Consider the following 17,657-nt stretch of genomic DNA (forward strand, 5'->3'; position numbering starts at 1 on the left):
TCCATGATCACGATCCGCCGAAATGCGTGATCACGTTCGCCGGAATACGCAGGTTATGTCTCAGGGTGGATCGCATTTCAGGACCATCTGTGCCTATTGCAACAACACGGTACTCGGCACCGAATACGATCCTGCACTACGCGATGTAGTTCATCAGATCGAGACGTATTTCAAGCTGGCGTCCAGCAGCCGTTTGTCGTTACCACGAACGCGATTGTTCGATTACCAGCCGAACAGGTTTCTACGAGCCGTGGCCGGACATCTGTTGGCCGCCAACGGCGTGCCCGACGTGGTATCAAATGATCTGGTTGCGCCACTGGATGCCGCGTTGCGGGAGTACGTGCTGGACCCGGCGCGATGTCTTCCCGAAGAGTTGTGCGTCTACTACTGGTTCTATCCACATCGACGCCGTGTCGTCATGAAGCATTCGGCGATGGGTTTCTTTGGTGGCAACGGTGCGACCATCTATGGACACGTCTTCAAATTCTTCCCGTTCGGGTTCTGGTTCGTATGGAATGAAGACGGTGGCCGAAGTCGGCAATTCGCGTTGCGGCAAATGAAAGAATCATCTACCTTCATCTCAGCCGCATCTCGTATGGCACTGGACCTTTGGCCGTTACAGTCGCTGAACTTCCCGGAAGCGCCGTCGAACGACGGCATGTGGCTTGTGGCCGATCAGTATGTTTCACAAGCAGACGACCGTGAGAAGCAAGGCGGAGTGAGAACCCCAGAATCCCCCTGACCGGGCCGAATGGGCGGGATTCGTGATTACAGGCGGCAACTTTGTCCTGCGACTCGCGTCGCTGGTGCGTTCGCCGCCGTGCAAGCAGGGGTATTTTTGCCTAAAAATTGAGCATTTTGTAAGCGCATGCTTAATAAAGATGCTTTGTTACAAATTATAGTTAGAGTGTTTGCTCTATTTTTTTGGATTCTGTAAACAATTGACTTAAAAGGGTTTTTCGACCTTTCGTGGAGCAGGAAGTACGCGTCTCGGCTCCAAAACCCCCGCTTTTTGGCACAAAACGGACGCCTTCACGAAGCTTGCATGACTAAATATAAAGGGTTTTAAAAATGTGGATGAACTAGTGAAGTAACAAGGAACAAGAAGAACAAGTCAATAAAAAACTTGTGTTCTGAGCGAAGCGAAGGCCCGAAGGGCTGAATGAAGAAGCAACTAGTTGAAGTGACAAGTAGGAAAAAAAGGAAACAAGTCGGTAAAGAACTTGTGACCTGAGCGAAGCGAAGCGCCCGAAGGGCGGAAATGAAGAAGTAACTAGTTGACGTGACAGGTCGAAGAAGAAGAAAACAAATCGGTAAAGAACTTGGGTTTTGAACGAAGCACCCGAAGGGATAAAATGAAGACGTAACTAGTTCGCATAACAAGCAGAAAAAGACGAAGCGCAGGTCACTAAAGAACTCGCGTTACAAGTTAAATCCCAATGCACCACAAGCCCTGCCATTAGTTGGTAACTGATTGGCGCTTCGCGCATCTCGCTACGCGAGATCGCCACCTGAAATAAATTGGATGTCCCTGTTATTGAATTTCGTCTTCGCTTGTTGGTGATTTTTAGCCACCACCGGTAATCAACCACCACCGGTAATCAACCACCACTGGCAATCAGCCACCACCGGTAATCAGCCACCACCGGTAATCAACCACCACTGGCAATCAGCCACCACCGGCAATCAGCCACCACCGGTAATCAGCCACCACCGGTAATCAACCATCACCGGCAATCAGCCACCACTGGCAATCACCTGTCAGCGCCGATCACTTGCCATCAGCAATTGGCTACCGGTGGCAAATCCATCGCAACCGGCAATCGACTACTGCTGGTAATCAACCGCCACTGGCAATCGCTCGTCATTCATCTCACTGGCCTTGCCAACAGTGGTGATTATAGACTCGCCGTGGTTTGCAAGATAAGATTGTCTACTGCTCCCGCCAGTCCTTTGACTTCCCTTTCAGCCGTACTGAGTCGTTTCAATAGGCGCAAGTTCGCTGCATCAAAGAACTCCTGTCCTGCCACGATTAGCCGTTCAGCATCCGAAAATTTTCGCTGAATTTCATCTACCCACTGCGCGTGTTTTCGCAGCGTGTGCTCGGAACGTATCAACGCCACGTCGAGAGCTTTCAAGGCCCGCATGCCTTGTTGAAGATCGTCAATCAGCAGTGGACGTAGATCGGTCCGCCAGATTTCCAGTCCCACGATAATGCCTACTTTCTCCTGTCGAAAGTAGGGACCCGGCTGCCCCTTGGGTATTGCGCCCGTCTCACGCGCAATCGCAATTTCCGTTTCGGTCATGGGAACGGCATCAAAGACATCAGGCTCTTGTCGTTGCGCCATCCGGCGAATCAGGTAGTTCACTTCTGACGGCAGTGTCGCGTTGCAATTCGCGATGCGCTTCGCGATCCACTTCGCACCGCGCGGTCGTTCCAGCAGATCGGCAAGCCGCGTATCGAATTCATCCGCTCTGCCGACAGCAGCCGATATGGTGTCCCTGTATCGCTGCATACGGTCGGCGAGTTGCGCTCGATTGATAACTTCCTGAAAGGCCAACCCCATCTTCTTCGCGCCGCAATAGCCACCGACGAGCGTTTCTTCGCCGGATTCCATCGCGACCACGAATCCCTTCATATGCGGTGTTCGACAGTTCGACAGGCCGCACTGTTCGGGTGCGTCTTTTGGAAACCGGTAGACGCCGACAGCTTCCTTCGGAAGTGCGGACGCTGCCGCGATCTCGTCCCGGAATGCTGGACGTATCCTGATTTCTTCGATGTTCTCGAATCTGATTAACCGCTTGTCGAACGAGTGGTGCATGCGTACCCCTGTATGGATAGACAGCCTGTGTAAGCATACACCTATTCCCACTGGCTTCTAAAGTTGCCGTCGCCATCGAACTAGCCCGAAGCGAATTTCCACGATCCATCGTTGTGCATCGCCAATCGACCGTCGCTAAACCACCGTTTCCTAACAGTCGCCGGACACGCCATGTCGAAGTGTTGGAAATATAGGGTTGACTATTTCCGACACCAAGTGATATTCTGACACCCTTTTTCAACGCCTTCGGGGTGTCTATGGCGATCTTCGGGTACGGTCGGGTCAGCACGCGGGAACAGACAACCGAGAATCAGCGTCTCGAAATCGAGAACGCTGGTTTCAAGGTCGATTACTGGTTCACGGACGAAGGCATCAGCGGCAAGACCCATGCGTCGCAGCGCCCGCAGTTCGTCGCGATGTTGGACAAGATCAGGGATGGCGAGACGTTGGTTGTCTCCCGTCTCGACAGGCTTGGCCGTGATGCTGAAGATGTGCTGCGGACCGTGCGGACGTTGGCCGAACGCAAGATTGAAGTCATTGTGCTTCAACTTGGGAAACTCGATCTCGGGTCATCTGCCGGGAAGCTGATGCTCACGATGTTGTCGGCTGTTGCGGAGATGGAGCGGTCGCTGCTGGTGGAGCGCACGCAAGCGGGATTGGTACGTGCGAAGGCAGAAGGCAAAACCCTTGGTCGGCCATCCAAGACGACGCCCGCGCAGCGCGAAGAGATGATTACGAAGTACGCGGCGGGTGAAACGATCAGTGCTTTGGCACGAACCTACGGCATCTCGCGGGCGAGTGTGCTGGCGGTGGTGAATCCGTCACGTGAACCGACTGGCATGGGACCTGATGGCGTCCCATGTGCGGTCGTTGATTGGTCGGATCGTCGCAAATCGCGCGGCGCATGAAGGCCAGTCGCGAGACGATCATGCGGGTAGTTGAAGCGGCAACCGCGCAACTGGCGGCTGTCTCATAAGCCCGCTTCGGTCATCAGTGCCGTCATCGTCATGCCAAGTGCTTCGGCGATGTAATGCAACGCGAGAACAGACGCATTGTTGTCACCGCGTTCCACGCGCCCTAGATAGCTCACATCGATTCCAGCGGTCAGCGCCAGTTGTTCCTGCGACAAACCGCGATCCTTGCGAATGCGCCGGATCGCACGTCCAAGGGCAACGAGAGTGGGGTGTTGGCGGCTGCTGCTGAGATTTGGCATGCCCCGCATCTTTCCGATATGATGCGGCGATCTCTAGGGTACATGTACCGTATTTGTAGATGAAACAAAAAGGGGGACCGATGGATGATCTAGTCAGGCAGTACGAAGAAGACCGGCTTCGCCGTGAGAAGCTTGCATATTTTCAGGCGGCACGGAACCGTCGAGAAGGAGAAGAAGCGGCACATCGAGCCGATCAGACTATCGAAAACTTCAAGCTCATCGGCATAGTTCTACTCGGGGTTGGTGCGCTCTTCTGGTGGCTTGTCTCAACCAAGATAGGTCGCATTGTCAGCGTGATTCTGCTTCTCGCCGGTGGTGCGCTCTACGGGGTGGACTGGCTGCAAAATGATGCAGCTATGCGTGCGCAAGCACGACAGGTGGAACAGTCCCATAACATGGCAAAACCACAAGCGAGTGCGGACGTGCAATCGGCTGCGACCAAGGTATCGGCGCAGCAGAGTGTGGCTTCGGTGCCATCGGCCAGCGAAGACAGCATCCCCGCGTCGGACACGACTGCGGTCACAAGCGACACGGCCCAACAGGTGACGGCATCGGAATCTTCTTCACAAGTCGATGCAAAACCGGATGCGCAAGCTGAACAGCCCGTCGCCATCGTCGCGTCGTTCGATTGCTCGCGGGCGTCATCGAAGATCGAAAAGTTGATCTGTTCGACGCCCGAGACTGCTGATGCGGACCGGCGCTTAGCTGCTGCCTACAGTGCTGCCCGCGCGAAGTCGAGCGACCCGAACACCCTGAAAGCGGATGAACGGAACTGGCTGGCGAACGAGCGCATTGCGTGTTCAGATGCCGCCTGTCTTCTTCGCGTGACGAACGACCGCATCGCCCGTCTCTCTTCGATGTAAGCGCCGCACTCGGCGGCATCTGAATCCCATACAGCACCAACTCGGGACACGAGCTCTCGTTGTCCCGGCTTGGTGCTGTATTTCATCGGCAGTAGCACAACGAGAAGGTCCTATATGAACGAAAACAAACAAGCGGGACGCGGTATCCATTTGGGGATGGCAGCGGCGGCAGTCGCGGTATCGGCTGCCTTCGTGCTGGCAGCGTGCGGTGGTGGCAGTTCGGACAGCAGCACGACCAGCGGTACGACCAGCAATGCGACACCGACTGCAATGGCGGGAACTGTAGCCGTGGGTGGTAGCGTCGTCGGGGCGAACATCACGGTGATCGATGCGACTGGCAAGAGCGTCGCGACAACCAGTGACGCATCGGGCAATTACTCGATCTCGCTGTCGGGGTTGACTGCACCGTTGCTGGTCGTTGCATCCGATCCCACTGACGTGCATCCGACCTTGGCTTCGGTTGTCGCCAGCATCCCCACTGGTACGAGCGCACCAGTGGTCGGGAACGTCACAACCTTGACGACCGCAGTGGCGGCACTGCTGACGACCAGCGGTAATCCGCTGGAACTGACTGGCAGCGGTAGCCTGTCGTCGCTGGCGCAGACTTCTTCGGTGTCGGCTGCTATCGCGAAGCTCAATACGGCCTTGTCCAACATCCTGCCCGCCAACGGCTTGACTGCTGCATCGTTCAACCCGGTGGGGACTGCGTTCACGGCGAACCAGACGGGTGCGGACGCGGTGATCGATGCGGTTCAGGTGGTGCCCGCGCCGACCGGTGGAACCCAGATCATCTCGTCCGCTGCACCGTCGAACGGCATTTCCCTGAACCAATCGACTTCGGTATCGACACCGCTGGCCGCGCCGCCTGCATCAGCCACGTACCTGTCGCAAGTGATGACGGCACTGACGCAGTGTCTTGGCGGAACGTCGTCGGTCTGTTCGAATGCCATTGACGCCAACTACAAGGATAATGGCTTCACGACGTTCGCGACTGCGCATCCGAAGCTCGCCGCATCGGGCGTGACCATCGGCACGCCGCAGACCCTTGAATTCTTCACCGGCACTGGTGGTGTTCAAGAAGCACTCGTCTCGATCCCGTACACGACGAGCGGTGGCGTGGCGGGTACGGAAGTGACCGTGGTCCAGCAAACGTCTGGTGGGGCGTGGGACATCATCGGCAACCAGCAGCAGTACAACGTCAACATCTGGTCGTATCTGAGCCGCTGGCAGTTCCTTGATACCAATGACGCGTCGTACAACCGATACGAAGCGGGCCTGAACATCAGCATCCCGGTCGGTGGTCCGAATCCGGCGAATCTCGCGTCCGCATCAGTGACGGGTCCCGGTATCAACGGCACGCTGTATCTGGTGCCGCGTGCGGCATCGGGTAACAGCACGTTGGCACTGACATCGACCGTGCAGACCGGCGTACCTACGGGTGGCGTCACGTCGGGTTCGAATACGAACCTTTATCGGTGGTCGTGGCAAGCCCTTCCGGGCGCAACTGGCACCTACACCCCGCCGACCGGCAGACGTGGGTTCTATGCGCCATCGCCAGTCGATCTGTCCACCGTGCCGCAGTTCGCGACCTACACGGTCACGTTCTACGATTCGACCGGAACGCAGATCGGCCAGCCGATGAGCGTCGTCAACACGACGCCGCCCATCAGTGCGGCATCGGGTGCGGGCGTCGCATGGCAAACGCTCGCTACCAGTGTGCAGAACAACTTCCTGAACCCGAATGGTTCGCTGGCCGGTGCGCAGCCGTCCGTTGGTCTGTCGTGGTCGAATCTTGTCAACAACCAGAACATCGCGCCGCTGGTTTCGAGAACGCAGGTTCAGGCCGTGCCGGGTACGGGTGTGACGACGGGTGAAGTCGATGGGTGGTGGCCCGGACCGGCAACGTTCGCTACTTCGGGCCAGTATTCGTCCATGGTGACGGCTGGTGTGGACCAGTTCGGCGTTCAACAGTGTTCGGGGTGCCAGTTCCCCGCGCTTCAATCCGGTGGCGGACGCCTTGCGGAACTTACATGGAACGTGGGGCAGACCGTGTATTACAACATCTGGAAGTACATCGACTGACAGGATCGATGGGCGGGCGCATCGCCCGCCTTCTTTTCTTCAGTCCATCATCCAGAAGGAAGTCCGCTTGCGGTAAATTAATGAACTCGGCACACGCCGCACACGGCTATGCGGGGCACGAATCCATATGACGATATTCCGGGGCTGACGAGTGAGAAAGTGCTATTACTGCTATGAAGAGATTCAGGATTCTGCGACACGCTGCAAACACTGCGGCAGCACGATCCTAGCCGCCAACGGGGAAGCGAAAGATGCAGCGACTGCGGGAGCCATGAGTAAGGCTTCTTGGAAGGCCGCTGCATTTTTGGCAGCGGTGGTCTTCGTGGCGGTCGCATATTGCGCCTTCAGGACGGTCGGTCCGAAGTAATAGCTCGTCGCTTGCAACCCCCGTTCATCGGCGGATTTCACATTCTGGTCGTTGTGTTCTGGCGAGCAGGCCAGTCCTTGTTCCCTATCAGGAGCGCCTATTGACGAAAATCCTTGAAGAATCCGCAGTTTCTATCGAAGTCCTTGACGCCCATCTCCGCGATAGCGGCGTGGTGCCCTACGACGTACAGCCTGATGTCATCCGCTTGCGGACAGGGAACGGGATCGCCTTCCGCGTGTTCTTGATCCCGGAGCGAAAATTCATCAGGTTCGCCACATACTTGCCACTGGCACGACAAGCCCCAATCGACCAGAAGCACGCACTGGCGCGGCGTCTCAACGAAGACGTGTTCCTTCCCGTCTTCACCATCGACTCGGACCAAGACCTGTCTGTTTCCTACGCCTTGCCGTATGGCGGCGGTGGATTGATTGCCGGGAACTTCATGTCCATCGTGAACAGGTTTGCGTCGCTGCTGGAATTCGTAGTCGAGACGTACAACGGCGACGGCTTGATCGATTTCGGTGCGCCGACAACGGTTCCCGCCGTGGCCGACAGGGGATCAGGGCCGACCGGTGGCGAGCTTCTGCATTGAAATGTCAAGACCGGGATGTCACGCTGAGTCCTGTCCGCCACCGCGATACTCGTCAGCTAGGCTGAATGAATGACTGGCTGTACCCGGACCCCGAACCCTAATTTGGCAGTGAATCGAAGCGGCAGCATTTTCCCGAGATGGGCCGAGTTCTAGGTCCGCAACTCGTCCCGATCTCCGCCGCCGCCCCACTTACGTCCGATGCATCACCACGCGGTGCACTGACCGTTCTGGAAGGAAAACCTGATTTCACTGTCGCTACGCGTCGTCAGAACGTACCGCCGTCCCTGTTCTCGGAACCATGGTATCCCCCGCACCTTCTGCGCGTAGTAGCTCGTCGTTTCCTGCGTATCGTACTGTTTGTAGTCGTCGGAAATCACAACCAGTTGCGGATTGCAGCCGTGCATATCGAACATAGCACGGCAAATGCCGTTGGACCTGCCATGATGCGCCGCTACCAGCACATGGACTCCTGCGACAGTCTGGCGGAATGGCGGGCACGTATTCAACAAGTGGTTAAATCCATTGGTCTCCATGTCCCCCGGAAACATGAAATTGAACCCCAGAATGTTGAAGGTCGCCACCAAGCTCAGGTTGTTCTCGTCGTCAAAGTGGGGGTACGGATTCCACGTCCACGTCAGATTCACACCGGGTATGATCGGCGGCGTTTGCGCCCATCCTATTTGTCTACGCACCGCGAGCGTGTTGGCGATTGCCCGTATGCCGTCACCCATGCCGTCCGCTGTTTTCAGTTGGACGATCGTTTCCGGTGCCACGGTCGGGTTACCCAGAATACAGCCGATGGTGATGCCCTGACGTTCTAGATCGGGGAAGCCAGACGCATGATCTTCATCGTAGTTGGTGCACACTAACAAATCGATATAGTCCACACCCAAATTGCGAAGGTGTCGGCCCGGATACCACGGACCACCTTTGAAATCGACGGAGTGGCCGCAGTCGATTAGCACCCTGCGCGCGCCTGTGGAATGAAATACAGTGAGCAAGGCGCACTGACCATGATCCACATCGAATATTTGAAGAAACGCATCAAGGCTCATTTTCTTCCCCGTCTCTGCGTGCTATTGGCGCAACCCGCTTAAACAGTCACCCTTTTGTAGAAGCTGAATCCCTGTGAATTCCGTACAGAGAGAAGTCCACCATGGGTGCGCGAAAATTCGTCATTCTCGATATAAACGTCGTAGTATCCATCACCCGTTTCAAGCACGATGTTCCCGGCCTGATTGCTCGTAAGGATTTCAAGGTCCCGCCTGTACCATTGATCGTATTCGATATACTTGCTTGGCGAACAACCGAGCACGGTCAGTTTGGGTTTTAAGAAATCGAGAAAATCGTAGGACCGATCAGAATGGCGCCCGTGATGCGGCGCAAGTAAAAACGAGCAGCTTTCTTTAAGATCGGCATTCGCGGTGGTGTTCATCACGAATTCCCATGATGCGTCATGCGCATCGCCCGGGAACACCATATTCCCCGCATCACTTTTGTATTGCAATACATATGACGCTTCGTTTATGTCGTCATTTTCATTGGGATCGCAGAGAAGCTCCTTGTTGGGCGCAAGAATGTACAGCCCATCCGATCCACCGCCATCAGTGCCTTCCTTATTTGCATATGAAAACCTAGCACCCGCGAGCTTTTCTAGAACAATCACATCGTTCGCACGCCCTTTTATTAGGTCGTCGTAAAGGTTCCAATCATCTTCACTGTAGCGAAAGAAGTTTTCGAAATCGGGTTTTTCTCGACGGGCACCAGTATCCCAGAAATTGTTAAATCCAACCTTCTTCTTTAGATTCGCCAGCCCGTCCATATGATCCATATCCGGGTGCGTGACGATAAAACGCCAAAGTCTTCCGATGTTGTGGGTCTGTATATAGTTAATCGGATTGGACGGTCGCTCACACATCCTGTAGTTGCCGCTACCACCTTCTTTCAACAAGCCCAACAAACCTGTCGCCCGGGTTTCAAGTTCGACGGCCCGCTGTCTCACTTCAAGATTCCCGCAGCAGATGTCGATACCAGTTACCCGTCCGGTATTATGCTGTATAACTGTACAGTCACCCGGCGAGACATTAATTATGTGAACCTTCGCCATTATTCCCCCCGGTTGCCGCAGATGCGGATCGTGATTTTTCTATTCCCCAGACAGCGTATGCAACACCTTCAATCTTGGCAACGAATTTATCAACGTTCAAACCTGCAACGAAAGCCAGCGCATAAAATCCGATTTCGCTGGCGTTTTCCTTCGTATTTGATTCCAAAACCAACAAACCAGCCTTCAGAAAAAGGAAGCTGGCCCCGCCGCATATGAAGCTGGCAATAGGACGCAGGAAATACCATGTGTGCCAGTCTGCATCCCAACTTTTTCGGACGCATTTATTGAGATACACGGCGCGAAGGCAATACAGGCAACCGCCTATACAAGCGGTTGCGCAGCACGACAAGGCGATACGCAGCGGTTCGTAGTGAGATGGCAATGCGCCAAGAAAAATTTCCGCGACTCCCGCACCGCAGGCTGCGCTGACCACCAACAGATACAAAATAATGAGATAGAACACCACGACCCCTTTGGCGAAAAGGCTGGCTCGGCCCGATTCGTCATATTGTCGCAGGAATCCTTCACGGTGAGCAGTGCAAGCAATAGTGCAACGGCCCGCCGTGCTGCTGCGTCCACTGGTCCGTAGCGGGCCGACAACGACATCTAGCTTCCGTGCCGACTCGCAAGCGGACGGATGGTAGTACCGCTTCAAATCGCCAAGCCGTGATGCCCGAGACGGCGCGTCGTAGTCATCATGTGGGCGATCCTGCCGCTCAAACAGCTACCGTCAGTGCGTCGCCAGCGACAACCGTCCTTCTGGATGGACAGCAAACACCGGGGTTTCGTCAAGACCGGCCACGATCCGTGCGGTGGAAGGATCATCGAAATCGGGATAGACAACGCGGAACCCGCCGTTGACAGTTTCGATGGCGAAGAATCTGCCGATGTCCTTCCTAGATGCGTAGCGACCACGATTTCCGCGTCCCTGTCTTCTCGGTTCGGTGGGATACGTTTCGGCCACGTATCGATCCACCTGACCCGCGACCAAACCGGCATCGATCAGTGACGCCCGCTGTCTTTCCACCTGTTCGTGCGTGAACAGTCTTCCGGCAGGGTACAGCGTAACCGATGCGATGGTCCTTCTGAACTGAGCCGCGAGCGCCGCCCTGACACGGAATAGTTCATCGTTCGTCATTGATTCCATTGTGTCGATCATCGATCGCGCGGTCTTCGCTGCCGATGTCAGTTCTTGGTGTGCAGCACGGTGCAGGTTCAGTTCGGTTGACAGCTGTACCTTCGTGCGCGTGAGTTCGGTCACTTCTTCTTCCAGCGAGCGGATTCTATCCACCAACGAAGCCGGGGCATTTCCTTCTTCGATTGCGACCATCAGATTCTTGATACGAGCGTCCTTCGCCGATATTTCGGCTTCGATGCTGCGTATTCTTTCATCAAGCGTCAGATCGCGACTCTCTTCGTGCCCGGATCGCACGTCCGTCAATATCCTTTCGAACTCGATCCCACGGGTGAAGGAGAGAAAACTTGTCTCGAAGTCCTTGTGGCCCCACTGAACAGCGTAGCACCCCAAACCGCGCCTGCCGCCATCGCAGACTAGAACCTTCTTCGGTGGCCGCATCACTTCCTTGCCGTCTGCGCTTCGAATCCGCTTTGCCGCCGCACCCGCGATAACCATCGGATTCCCACAATATCCGCATCGAAGCAGACCGCTCAACAGGTTAGGTATCGTTTCGCCCTTTCTGGCCTTACCGCCGCCGACCGCGTTCTGCGACCGGTAGGCTTGCAGAGAGTAGAACTCGTCCCGGGTGATGAGCGCCGGATAGTAGTCAACCACGGGTTCGCCGTGTGGAATCACGCGGCCATTCTCGAATATGCCCGGTTGGTACTCACCGTATAGGGCCTTCGATGTCAATATTTTTTGAATGTAGCTCGGATGCCAGCCCTTCGGGTTGCCGGAGAAACTTGGCACGGAGCGGGAGTTCAACGTCTTGGCGATGATGGTCTGTCCCATTCCGTTTTTCGCTAGAGAGATGATCTCTCGGACGACGGACGCGCGTGCGGGAATGAATTCGAACCGGGTCCTGTCGTCGTTCAGTTCCATCCAAAGCGGGCACCGTGCGGTCAGCTTTTTCTCTTGCAGTCGAGAGCGTTTGTTCATCCATGCAGCTTTAAGTCGTCGGCTCTTCGTTAGCGATTCGTCGTGCGCACGCGTCATGATCGTGATTGACACGATGAGATCGGTCGGATTGTCGATGCCGGGGCTGTACACCTTTCCATCGGACAGGGTAACAATGGTGATTCCCCTGTTTAGGATGGACAGGAAAAGGTTCAGTGCTTCTATCACGCGGTCCCGAGACAGCCGGTCGAGCGATTCGATAAGAAGGTAAGAGCCCGGGACGACACGCTCTTCATCGACCGCTTTCAGGAATCCGCCAAGTGCGCCGCGTGTGACGTTGGACCCATCGAACGCCGATACGCCAAGGTCCTGTAGGTGCAGCGACGTGTCCAGCGTCAGGCCATGTTCGCGGGCGTACCGTTCGGACAGTTCTGTCTGACGGCGCAGCGAGTCCCCCTTCTTCTGTTCGGGGGTAGAGAAACGGATGTAGGAGTATGCGGTCGGCAAGGGCAGTCCATCACGGTGTTCCACGGTCGCGGAATTCTACCAGTCAGGATATGTGTTCATCACCATGAAATGGCGACCAGATGACTCGTGCCGGTATCGCGCAGCACGCGCCAGTCGTCGTCGCCGATTGCCGACTGATCGCCGATCGCGAGCGCGGCGACGATCCCGCGATGTCGCGCGTCGTCACCGAGCACCGCGGCGATGCGTGCACGCAATATGTCGCGTAGCCGATCGACGGACGCACGCCAGCCCGATGCACGCGCATCGATCAGCACCGCGCGCGACGGCGCGCTCACGTAGCCGATCGCGCGAATGCCGGCCGCCAGCCACGCGGCCTCGGCGTCGCGCACGCCGGGATTCGCCTCGGCGTGCGGGCGCTTCAGGCGTACGACGAACTGCCAGCGCTGCGCGGCGCGAAAGTCGGGCACCGCCGCGGGCGCGGCCGGCGCGCGATCGTTTCGCCACGACAGACGGATCAGCGGCGGGAACCGCGCGAGCCGCGCGTCGTTCGACTCGACCGCGAACAGCAGCCGCGCACCCGTTTCGTCGACGATCGGCAGCCCGCGGATCACGCCCGTCACGACGATGTCGCGCCGCTCCCATTCGACCGGCAGCACGTCGCGCAGCCGCCATTCGGCGCGCGCGGCCGCGTAGCCGAACCCCGACACGCACGCCGCGACCGCACACAGTGCCCATCCCGGCACGCCCTTCGCGCAACGCGGCCAGCGCCGACGTGCCAGGTACAGCGCCGCGCAGACGGCCAGCACCGCCGCGCCGGCCACCCACATGCGCGCGCCGGGCAATGCCGCCTGCCGCTGCAGCACAACGACGCCGAGCGCAAACGCCATCCACCACCCGCGCATCCCGCCTCCTTGCCGAACCGGCGCCGCGCTTGCGCATGCGACGCCCTGCGGCAACGATTATGCGGACGAAAGCGCGAGGCGCGGCAGCGCGGCGAGCGCGTTAGCCGAAGTGGATAGGGACAGCGCCTGCGCATCGATGCCGCGCAGTTCGGCGAGCACGTCGCCGATGCGCGGAATCTGGTCGGGCGTGTTGCGCGACTTGTATGCCCATTCGGGCGCGATGTCGGGCGCGTCGGTCTCGACGACGATCGCGTCGAGCGGCAACTGCGTTGCGAGCCGGCGGATCTGCCGCGCGCGCTCGAACGTCACGTTGCCGCCGAAACCGAGATGCAGGCCATGGGCGAGATACGCTTCGGCCTGCTGGAAGCTGCCGTTGAACGCATGCGCGATGCCGCGCCGCACGCCCGCGCGCCGCAGGCCCGCGAGCACGCGATCCTGCGACTTGCGGACATGGCACAGCACCGGCAGGTCGAATTCGCGCGCGAGCCGCAGTTGCCCCTGATAGAAGAACTGCTGCCGGTCCTCGTCGAGGCCCGGCACGAAATAGTCGAGGCCGATTTCGCCGATTGCGACGAAGCGCGGATCGTCGATGCTCGCCTCGATCTCCATGCGCAGCCGATCGAGATCCTCGTCGCGCGCTTGCGGCGTAAACAGCGGATGAATGCCGAGCGCATAGACGGCGCCCGGCGTGCGGTGCGCGAGCTCGCGCACGGTCGTGAAATTGTCGCGCCCGACGCTCGGAATCACGATGCGCGACACGCCGGCCGTGCGGGCCGCGTGCGCGACCGCATCGCGGTCGCCGTCGAATTCGGCGGCATCGAGATGACAATGCGTGTCGATCCACATGTCGGCACTCCTGCATCCCGTGCGCCGCGCCGCCGCGCCGAGCCGCACGCGGCAGGCCCGGCACGCGGGCGTTCGTCGTTTACACCGGCAGCGCCGGCTCCTCGTGCAGCACGCCGTCGCGCAGCCGCATCGTGCGGTCGCAGCGCGCGGCAAGCTCCGGATCGTGCGTGACGATCACGAAGCTCGTGTCGAGCGTCTCGGACAACTCGAGCATCAGGTTGAACACCGTGTCGGCCGTCGTGCCGTCGAGGTTGCCGGTCGGCTCGTCGGCCAGCACGCAGGCCGGCTTCGTCACCAGCGCGCGCGCGATCGCGACGCGCTGCCGCTCGCCGCCCGACAGCTCGCCGGGCCGATGCTTCGCGCGCGGGCCGAGCCCGACGCGTTCGAGCATCGCGCGTGCCTGCTCGCGTGCGTCTTCGGTCGTCATCCGGCGGATGCGCAGCGGCATCGCGACGTTGTCGAGCGCGCTGAATTCCGGCAGCAGATGGTGAAACTGATACACGAAGCCGAGCGCGCGGTTACGCAGATCGTTGCGTTCACGTTCGGCCAGTTGCGTAAACGGCTTGCCGAGCAGCGACACCTCGCCCGCGCTCGGCTCGTCGAGGCCGCCCAGCACGTGCAGCAGCGTGCTCTTGCCGGAGCCCGAGGCGCCGACCACCGCAAGCTTCTCGCCGCGCCGCACCGCGAGCTCCGTGTTGTTGAGCACCTGCACGTTGAAGCCGCCCTGCACGAACGCTTTCGTGATGCCGCGCGCCTGAAGCACGTATTCCTGCATACCTGCCGAATCCTGTTTGAGGTGTTGTCGTGAATCCGCGAAGGCGGTGGCGTGATCATTCATAGCGCAGCGCCTCCGCCGGCTTCACCTTCGCGCCGCGCCAGCTCGGGTAGAGCGTCGCGACCGCCGACAGCGCGAACGCGATCAGGCCGATCTTGATCACGTCGCTCGCGACGAGCTCGGACGGCAGCTCGCTGATGAAATACACGGACGGCGGCAGGAACTGCACGCCGAACAGATGCTCGATCATCGGGATCAGCCACGGAATGCTCCACGCGATCAGGCAGCCGAGCGCGACGCCCGACGCCGTGCCGACGAAGCCGATCGTCACGCCCTGCACGACGAAGATCTTCATGATCGAGCCGGGCTGCGCGCCGAGCGTGCGCAGGATTGCGATGTCGGCCTGCTTGTTCGTGACCGTCATCACGAGCGACGACACGAGGTTGAACGCGGCCACCGCGATGATCAGCGTGAGGATGATGAACATCATCCGCTTCTCGATCTGCACGGCCGAGAACCAGGTCTTGTTCTGCTGCGTCCAGTCGCGGATGTAGAGGCTGCCCGACAGCGTATGCGACAGCTCGAGGGCGACCTGCGGCGCCTTCTGCATGTCCTTGAGCCGCAGCCGTACGCCGGTCGGCGCGGACATCCGGAACAGCGCCTCGGCGTCGCGGATGTCGATCATCGCGAGCGTGCTGTCGTATTCGTAGTGGCCGGACTCGAACACGCCGACGACCGTGAACTGCTTGAGCCGCGGCATCATCCCGGCCGGCGTGATCGAACCTTCGGGCGCGACGAGCGTGATCTTGTCGCCGACGGTCACGCCGAGATTGCCCGCGAGCGCGTCGCCGAGCACGATGCCGAACTGGCCCGGCACCAGCGCGCTCAGTTGCCCGGCCTTCATGTCCTTGCCGATGTCCGACACCTGCGGTTCGAGCGACGGCTCGATGCCGCGCAGCATCACGCCGCTCACGGCGTCCTGGCGCGTGAGCAGCGCCTGCGCTTCGACATACGGCGCGGCGCCGATCACCGACGGATTGCGGCGCGCTTCCTGCGCGGTCAGCTGCCAGTCGGGCATCGAACCCGTCGGCGAGAAAATCTCGACGTGCGCGAGCACCGACAGCATGCGGTCGCGCACTTCCTTCTGGAAGCCGTTCATCACCGACAGCACGACGATCAGCGCGGCGACGCCGAGCGCGATCCCGAGCATCGAGACGAGCGCGATGAAGGAAATGAAGCCGTTGCCGGTCGTGCGTTTGCCGGCGCGCGTGTAGCGCCAGCCGATTTGCCATTCGTACGGAAGTTTCAAGCGAATCCTTTCTGCTGGTTACGGCGGGAGGGCGGCCGGCGCGCGGCGCGCTGCGGCGGCAACGCCGCCGGCCGCGGACGCGAGTCGAAAAACGGCCGCCGGACGCGATCGGGCCGTCGGCCGGCCCGATCACGCGCGCAGTTTGCCATACAATGCGCAGCATCATGCACGACCGACGCCTCCATTTTCTCGTTCCGTTCGCGCTGCCGTCGGCGGCCGATGCGGCCTCGTCCCTGCACACGCTGGACAGTCCCGCGCTCGAAAAGTTGCTCGCGCGCGCGAGCGTCGTCGAGCGCGTGGCCGGCGAGGACTTCCAGCGCACGCTGCCGCACGAGCGCTGGCTGGCGCGCCAGTTCGGCGCGACGCACGGCAGCGCCGCCGACGAGGCGCCGCTCGCGCCCTACATGCTGCTCGCCGACGGCGGCGAGCCCGGCACGCAGCCGTGGGCCTGCGTCGAGCCCGTTCACGTCGAAATCGCGCACGACCATCTGGTCCTCGTCGACCCGGCCGCGCTCGCGCTCGACGACGGCGACGCCGCCGCGCTGCTCGCCGTCGCACGGCCGCTGATCGAGGAGCTCGGCGTGCGCGTCGAAGCGCCGACGCCCGCGCGCTGGTATCTGTCGAGCGATCAGCTCGCGCATCTGGCCGGCGCGGCGCCGCTGCGCGCGAGCGGCCGCAACATCGAGATCTGGCTGCCGCACGAGGCGCACACCGGCGAGCGCTCGCGGATGTGGATGAAGCTGCAGAACGAAGTGCAGATGGCGTGGTTCCAGCATCCCGTCAACGAAGCGCGCGAAGCGCGCGGGCTGCCCGCCGTCAATTCGATCTGGTTCCACGCACAGGGCACGCTGAAACCGGTCGGCAAGCCGTTCGCGCGCGTGCTGTCCGCGTCGCCGGCCGCGCTCGGCCTCGCGCGCGCGGCCGGCGTCGACACCGGCGTGCCGCCGCGCGCATTCGATGCGCTGCCGGCCGCCGAGGGCGCGACGCTCGTCGAGCTGACGCCCCTCACTACCCCGTTTATCGAACAGGACTGGGCACGCTGGCACGATGCGCTCGCCGCGCTCGAGCGCGACTGGTTCGCGCCGGCGCTCGCCGCCCTGCAGCGCGGCGAACTGGCCGGCATCGACGTCACGCTGTGCGGCGACACGAGCTCGGCCACGCTGCGCGCGACGCGCGGCGCCTTGCGCAAGTTCTGGCGCCGCCGCGCGCTCGCCTCCCTGTTCGAATAAGCTCCACC

General features: G+C 59.7%; 15 protein-coding genes and 1 pseudogene. 6 read left to right on the top strand and 10 right to left on the bottom strand.

The window, feature by feature from the left end; all coding sequences use genetic code 11:
• Positions 1 to 22: 22 nt before the first annotated feature.
• Positions 23 to 742, top strand: a complete 720-nt coding sequence (locus ACSHSS_RS12100) for a hypothetical protein (protein WP_445545017.1) — start codon at positions 23 to 25, stop codon at positions 740 to 742.
• Positions 743 to 1,898: 1,156 nt separating this feature from the next.
• Here ACSHSS_RS12100 and ACSHSS_RS12105 read toward each other — a convergent pair.
• The gene (locus ACSHSS_RS12105) at positions 1,899 to 2,822 is read right to left on the bottom strand and encodes a hypothetical protein (RefSeq protein WP_212164885.1); all 924 of its coding nucleotides are present in this window, start codon (positions 2,820 to 2,822) and stop codon (positions 1,899 to 1,901) included.
• Positions 2,823 to 3,079: 257 nt separating this feature from the next.
• Here ACSHSS_RS12105 and ACSHSS_RS12110 point away from each other — a divergent pair, with 257 nt between their 5' ends.
• A complete protein-coding gene (locus ACSHSS_RS12110) occupies positions 3,080 to 3,730 on the top strand; it encodes a recombinase family protein (protein ID WP_212164886.1) in 651 nt (216 codons plus the stop codon).
• A gap of 62 nt (positions 3,731 to 3,792) precedes the next feature.
• Here the strand turns inward: ACSHSS_RS12110 and ACSHSS_RS12115 are convergent, their stop codons facing one another.
• Positions 3,793 to 4,035 (bottom strand): helix-turn-helix domain-containing protein, encoded by a 243-nt coding sequence (locus tag ACSHSS_RS12115; RefSeq protein ID WP_011402588.1) that lies wholly within the window; start codon positions 4,033 to 4,035, stop codon positions 3,793 to 3,795.
• An 80-nt stretch (positions 4,036 to 4,115) separates the two neighbouring features.
• On the opposite strand from ACSHSS_RS12115, the gene ACSHSS_RS12120 reads away from it, so the two are divergent.
• The 3 genes from ACSHSS_RS12120 (at position 4,116) to ACSHSS_RS12130 (ending at position 7,939) form a co-directional block, all read left to right on the top strand.
• Positions 4,116 to 4,898 (top strand): lysozyme inhibitor LprI family protein, encoded by a 783-nt coding sequence (locus ACSHSS_RS12120; RefSeq protein ID WP_212164887.1) that lies wholly within the window; start codon positions 4,116 to 4,118, stop codon positions 4,896 to 4,898.
• Between the two features lie 114 nt (positions 4,899 to 5,012).
• Positions 5,013 to 6,980: a hypothetical protein gene (locus ACSHSS_RS12125; protein WP_445545018.1), complete on the top strand. Its 1,968-nt coding sequence runs from the start codon at positions 5,013 to 5,015 to the stop codon at positions 6,978 to 6,980.
• 467 nt (positions 6,981 to 7,447) lie between these two features.
• Positions 7,448 to 7,939, top strand: coding sequence for a YbjN domain-containing protein (locus tag ACSHSS_RS12130; protein ID WP_445545019.1), 492 nt, complete (start codon positions 7,448 to 7,450; stop codon positions 7,937 to 7,939).
• Positions 7,940 to 8,142: 203 nt separating this feature from the next.
• Here the strand turns inward: ACSHSS_RS12130 and ACSHSS_RS12135 are convergent, their stop codons facing one another.
• From ACSHSS_RS12135 to ACSHSS_RS12170, 8 genes and pseudogenes are all read right to left on the bottom strand, one after another.
• The gene (locus tag ACSHSS_RS12135) at positions 8,143 to 8,994 is read right to left on the bottom strand and encodes a ComEC/Rec2 family competence protein (RefSeq protein WP_445545020.1); all 852 of its coding nucleotides are present in this window, start codon (positions 8,992 to 8,994) and stop codon (positions 8,143 to 8,145) included.
• Between the two features lie 38 nt (positions 8,995 to 9,032).
• The gene (locus ACSHSS_RS12140) at positions 9,033 to 10,046 is read right to left on the bottom strand and encodes a ComEC/Rec2 family competence protein (protein ID WP_445545021.1); all 1,014 of its coding nucleotides are present in this window, start codon (positions 10,044 to 10,046) and stop codon (positions 9,033 to 9,035) included.
• A complete protein-coding gene (locus ACSHSS_RS12145) occupies positions 10,024 to 10,509 on the bottom strand; it encodes a hypothetical protein (protein ID WP_445545022.1) in 486 nt (161 codons plus the stop codon). The genes ACSHSS_RS12140 and ACSHSS_RS12145 overlap by 23 nt, the downstream gene beginning before the upstream one ends.
• A gap of 267 nt (positions 10,510 to 10,776) precedes the next feature.
• On the bottom strand, positions 10,777 to 12,651 hold the full coding sequence (locus ACSHSS_RS12150) for a recombinase family protein (protein ID WP_445545023.1): 1,875 nt from the start codon (positions 12,649 to 12,651) through the stop codon (positions 10,777 to 10,779).
• Between the two features lie 41 nt (positions 12,652 to 12,692).
• Positions 12,693 to 13,490 (bottom strand): annotated as a pseudogene (locus tag ACSHSS_RS12155) (ComEC/Rec2 family competence protein); the annotation flags it as partial.
• A gap of 57 nt (positions 13,491 to 13,547) precedes the next feature.
• Positions 13,548 to 14,336 (bottom strand): TatD family hydrolase, encoded by a 789-nt coding sequence (locus ACSHSS_RS12160; protein WP_217061395.1) that lies wholly within the window; start codon positions 14,334 to 14,336, stop codon positions 13,548 to 13,550.
• A gap of 79 nt (positions 14,337 to 14,415) precedes the next feature.
• On the bottom strand, positions 14,416 to 15,111 hold the full coding sequence (gene lolD, locus ACSHSS_RS12165; RefSeq protein WP_006401941.1) for a lipoprotein-releasing ABC transporter ATP-binding protein LolD: 696 nt from the start codon (positions 15,109 to 15,111) through the stop codon (positions 14,416 to 14,418).
• Positions 15,112 to 15,166: 55 nt separating this feature from the next.
• On the bottom strand, positions 15,167 to 16,420 hold the full coding sequence (locus tag ACSHSS_RS12170; protein ID WP_006401942.1) for a lipoprotein-releasing ABC transporter permease subunit: 1,254 nt from the start codon (positions 16,418 to 16,420) through the stop codon (positions 15,167 to 15,169).
• 164 nt (positions 16,421 to 16,584) lie between these two features.
• Between ACSHSS_RS12170 and ACSHSS_RS12175 the strand changes: the two genes are divergently transcribed.
• A complete protein-coding gene (locus ACSHSS_RS12175; protein WP_369717657.1) occupies positions 16,585 to 17,649 on the top strand; it encodes a regulator in 1,065 nt (354 codons plus the stop codon).
• Positions 17,650 to 17,657: the final 8 nt, after the last annotated feature.

This window comes from Burkholderia sp. BC1, from assembly GCF_052683555.1.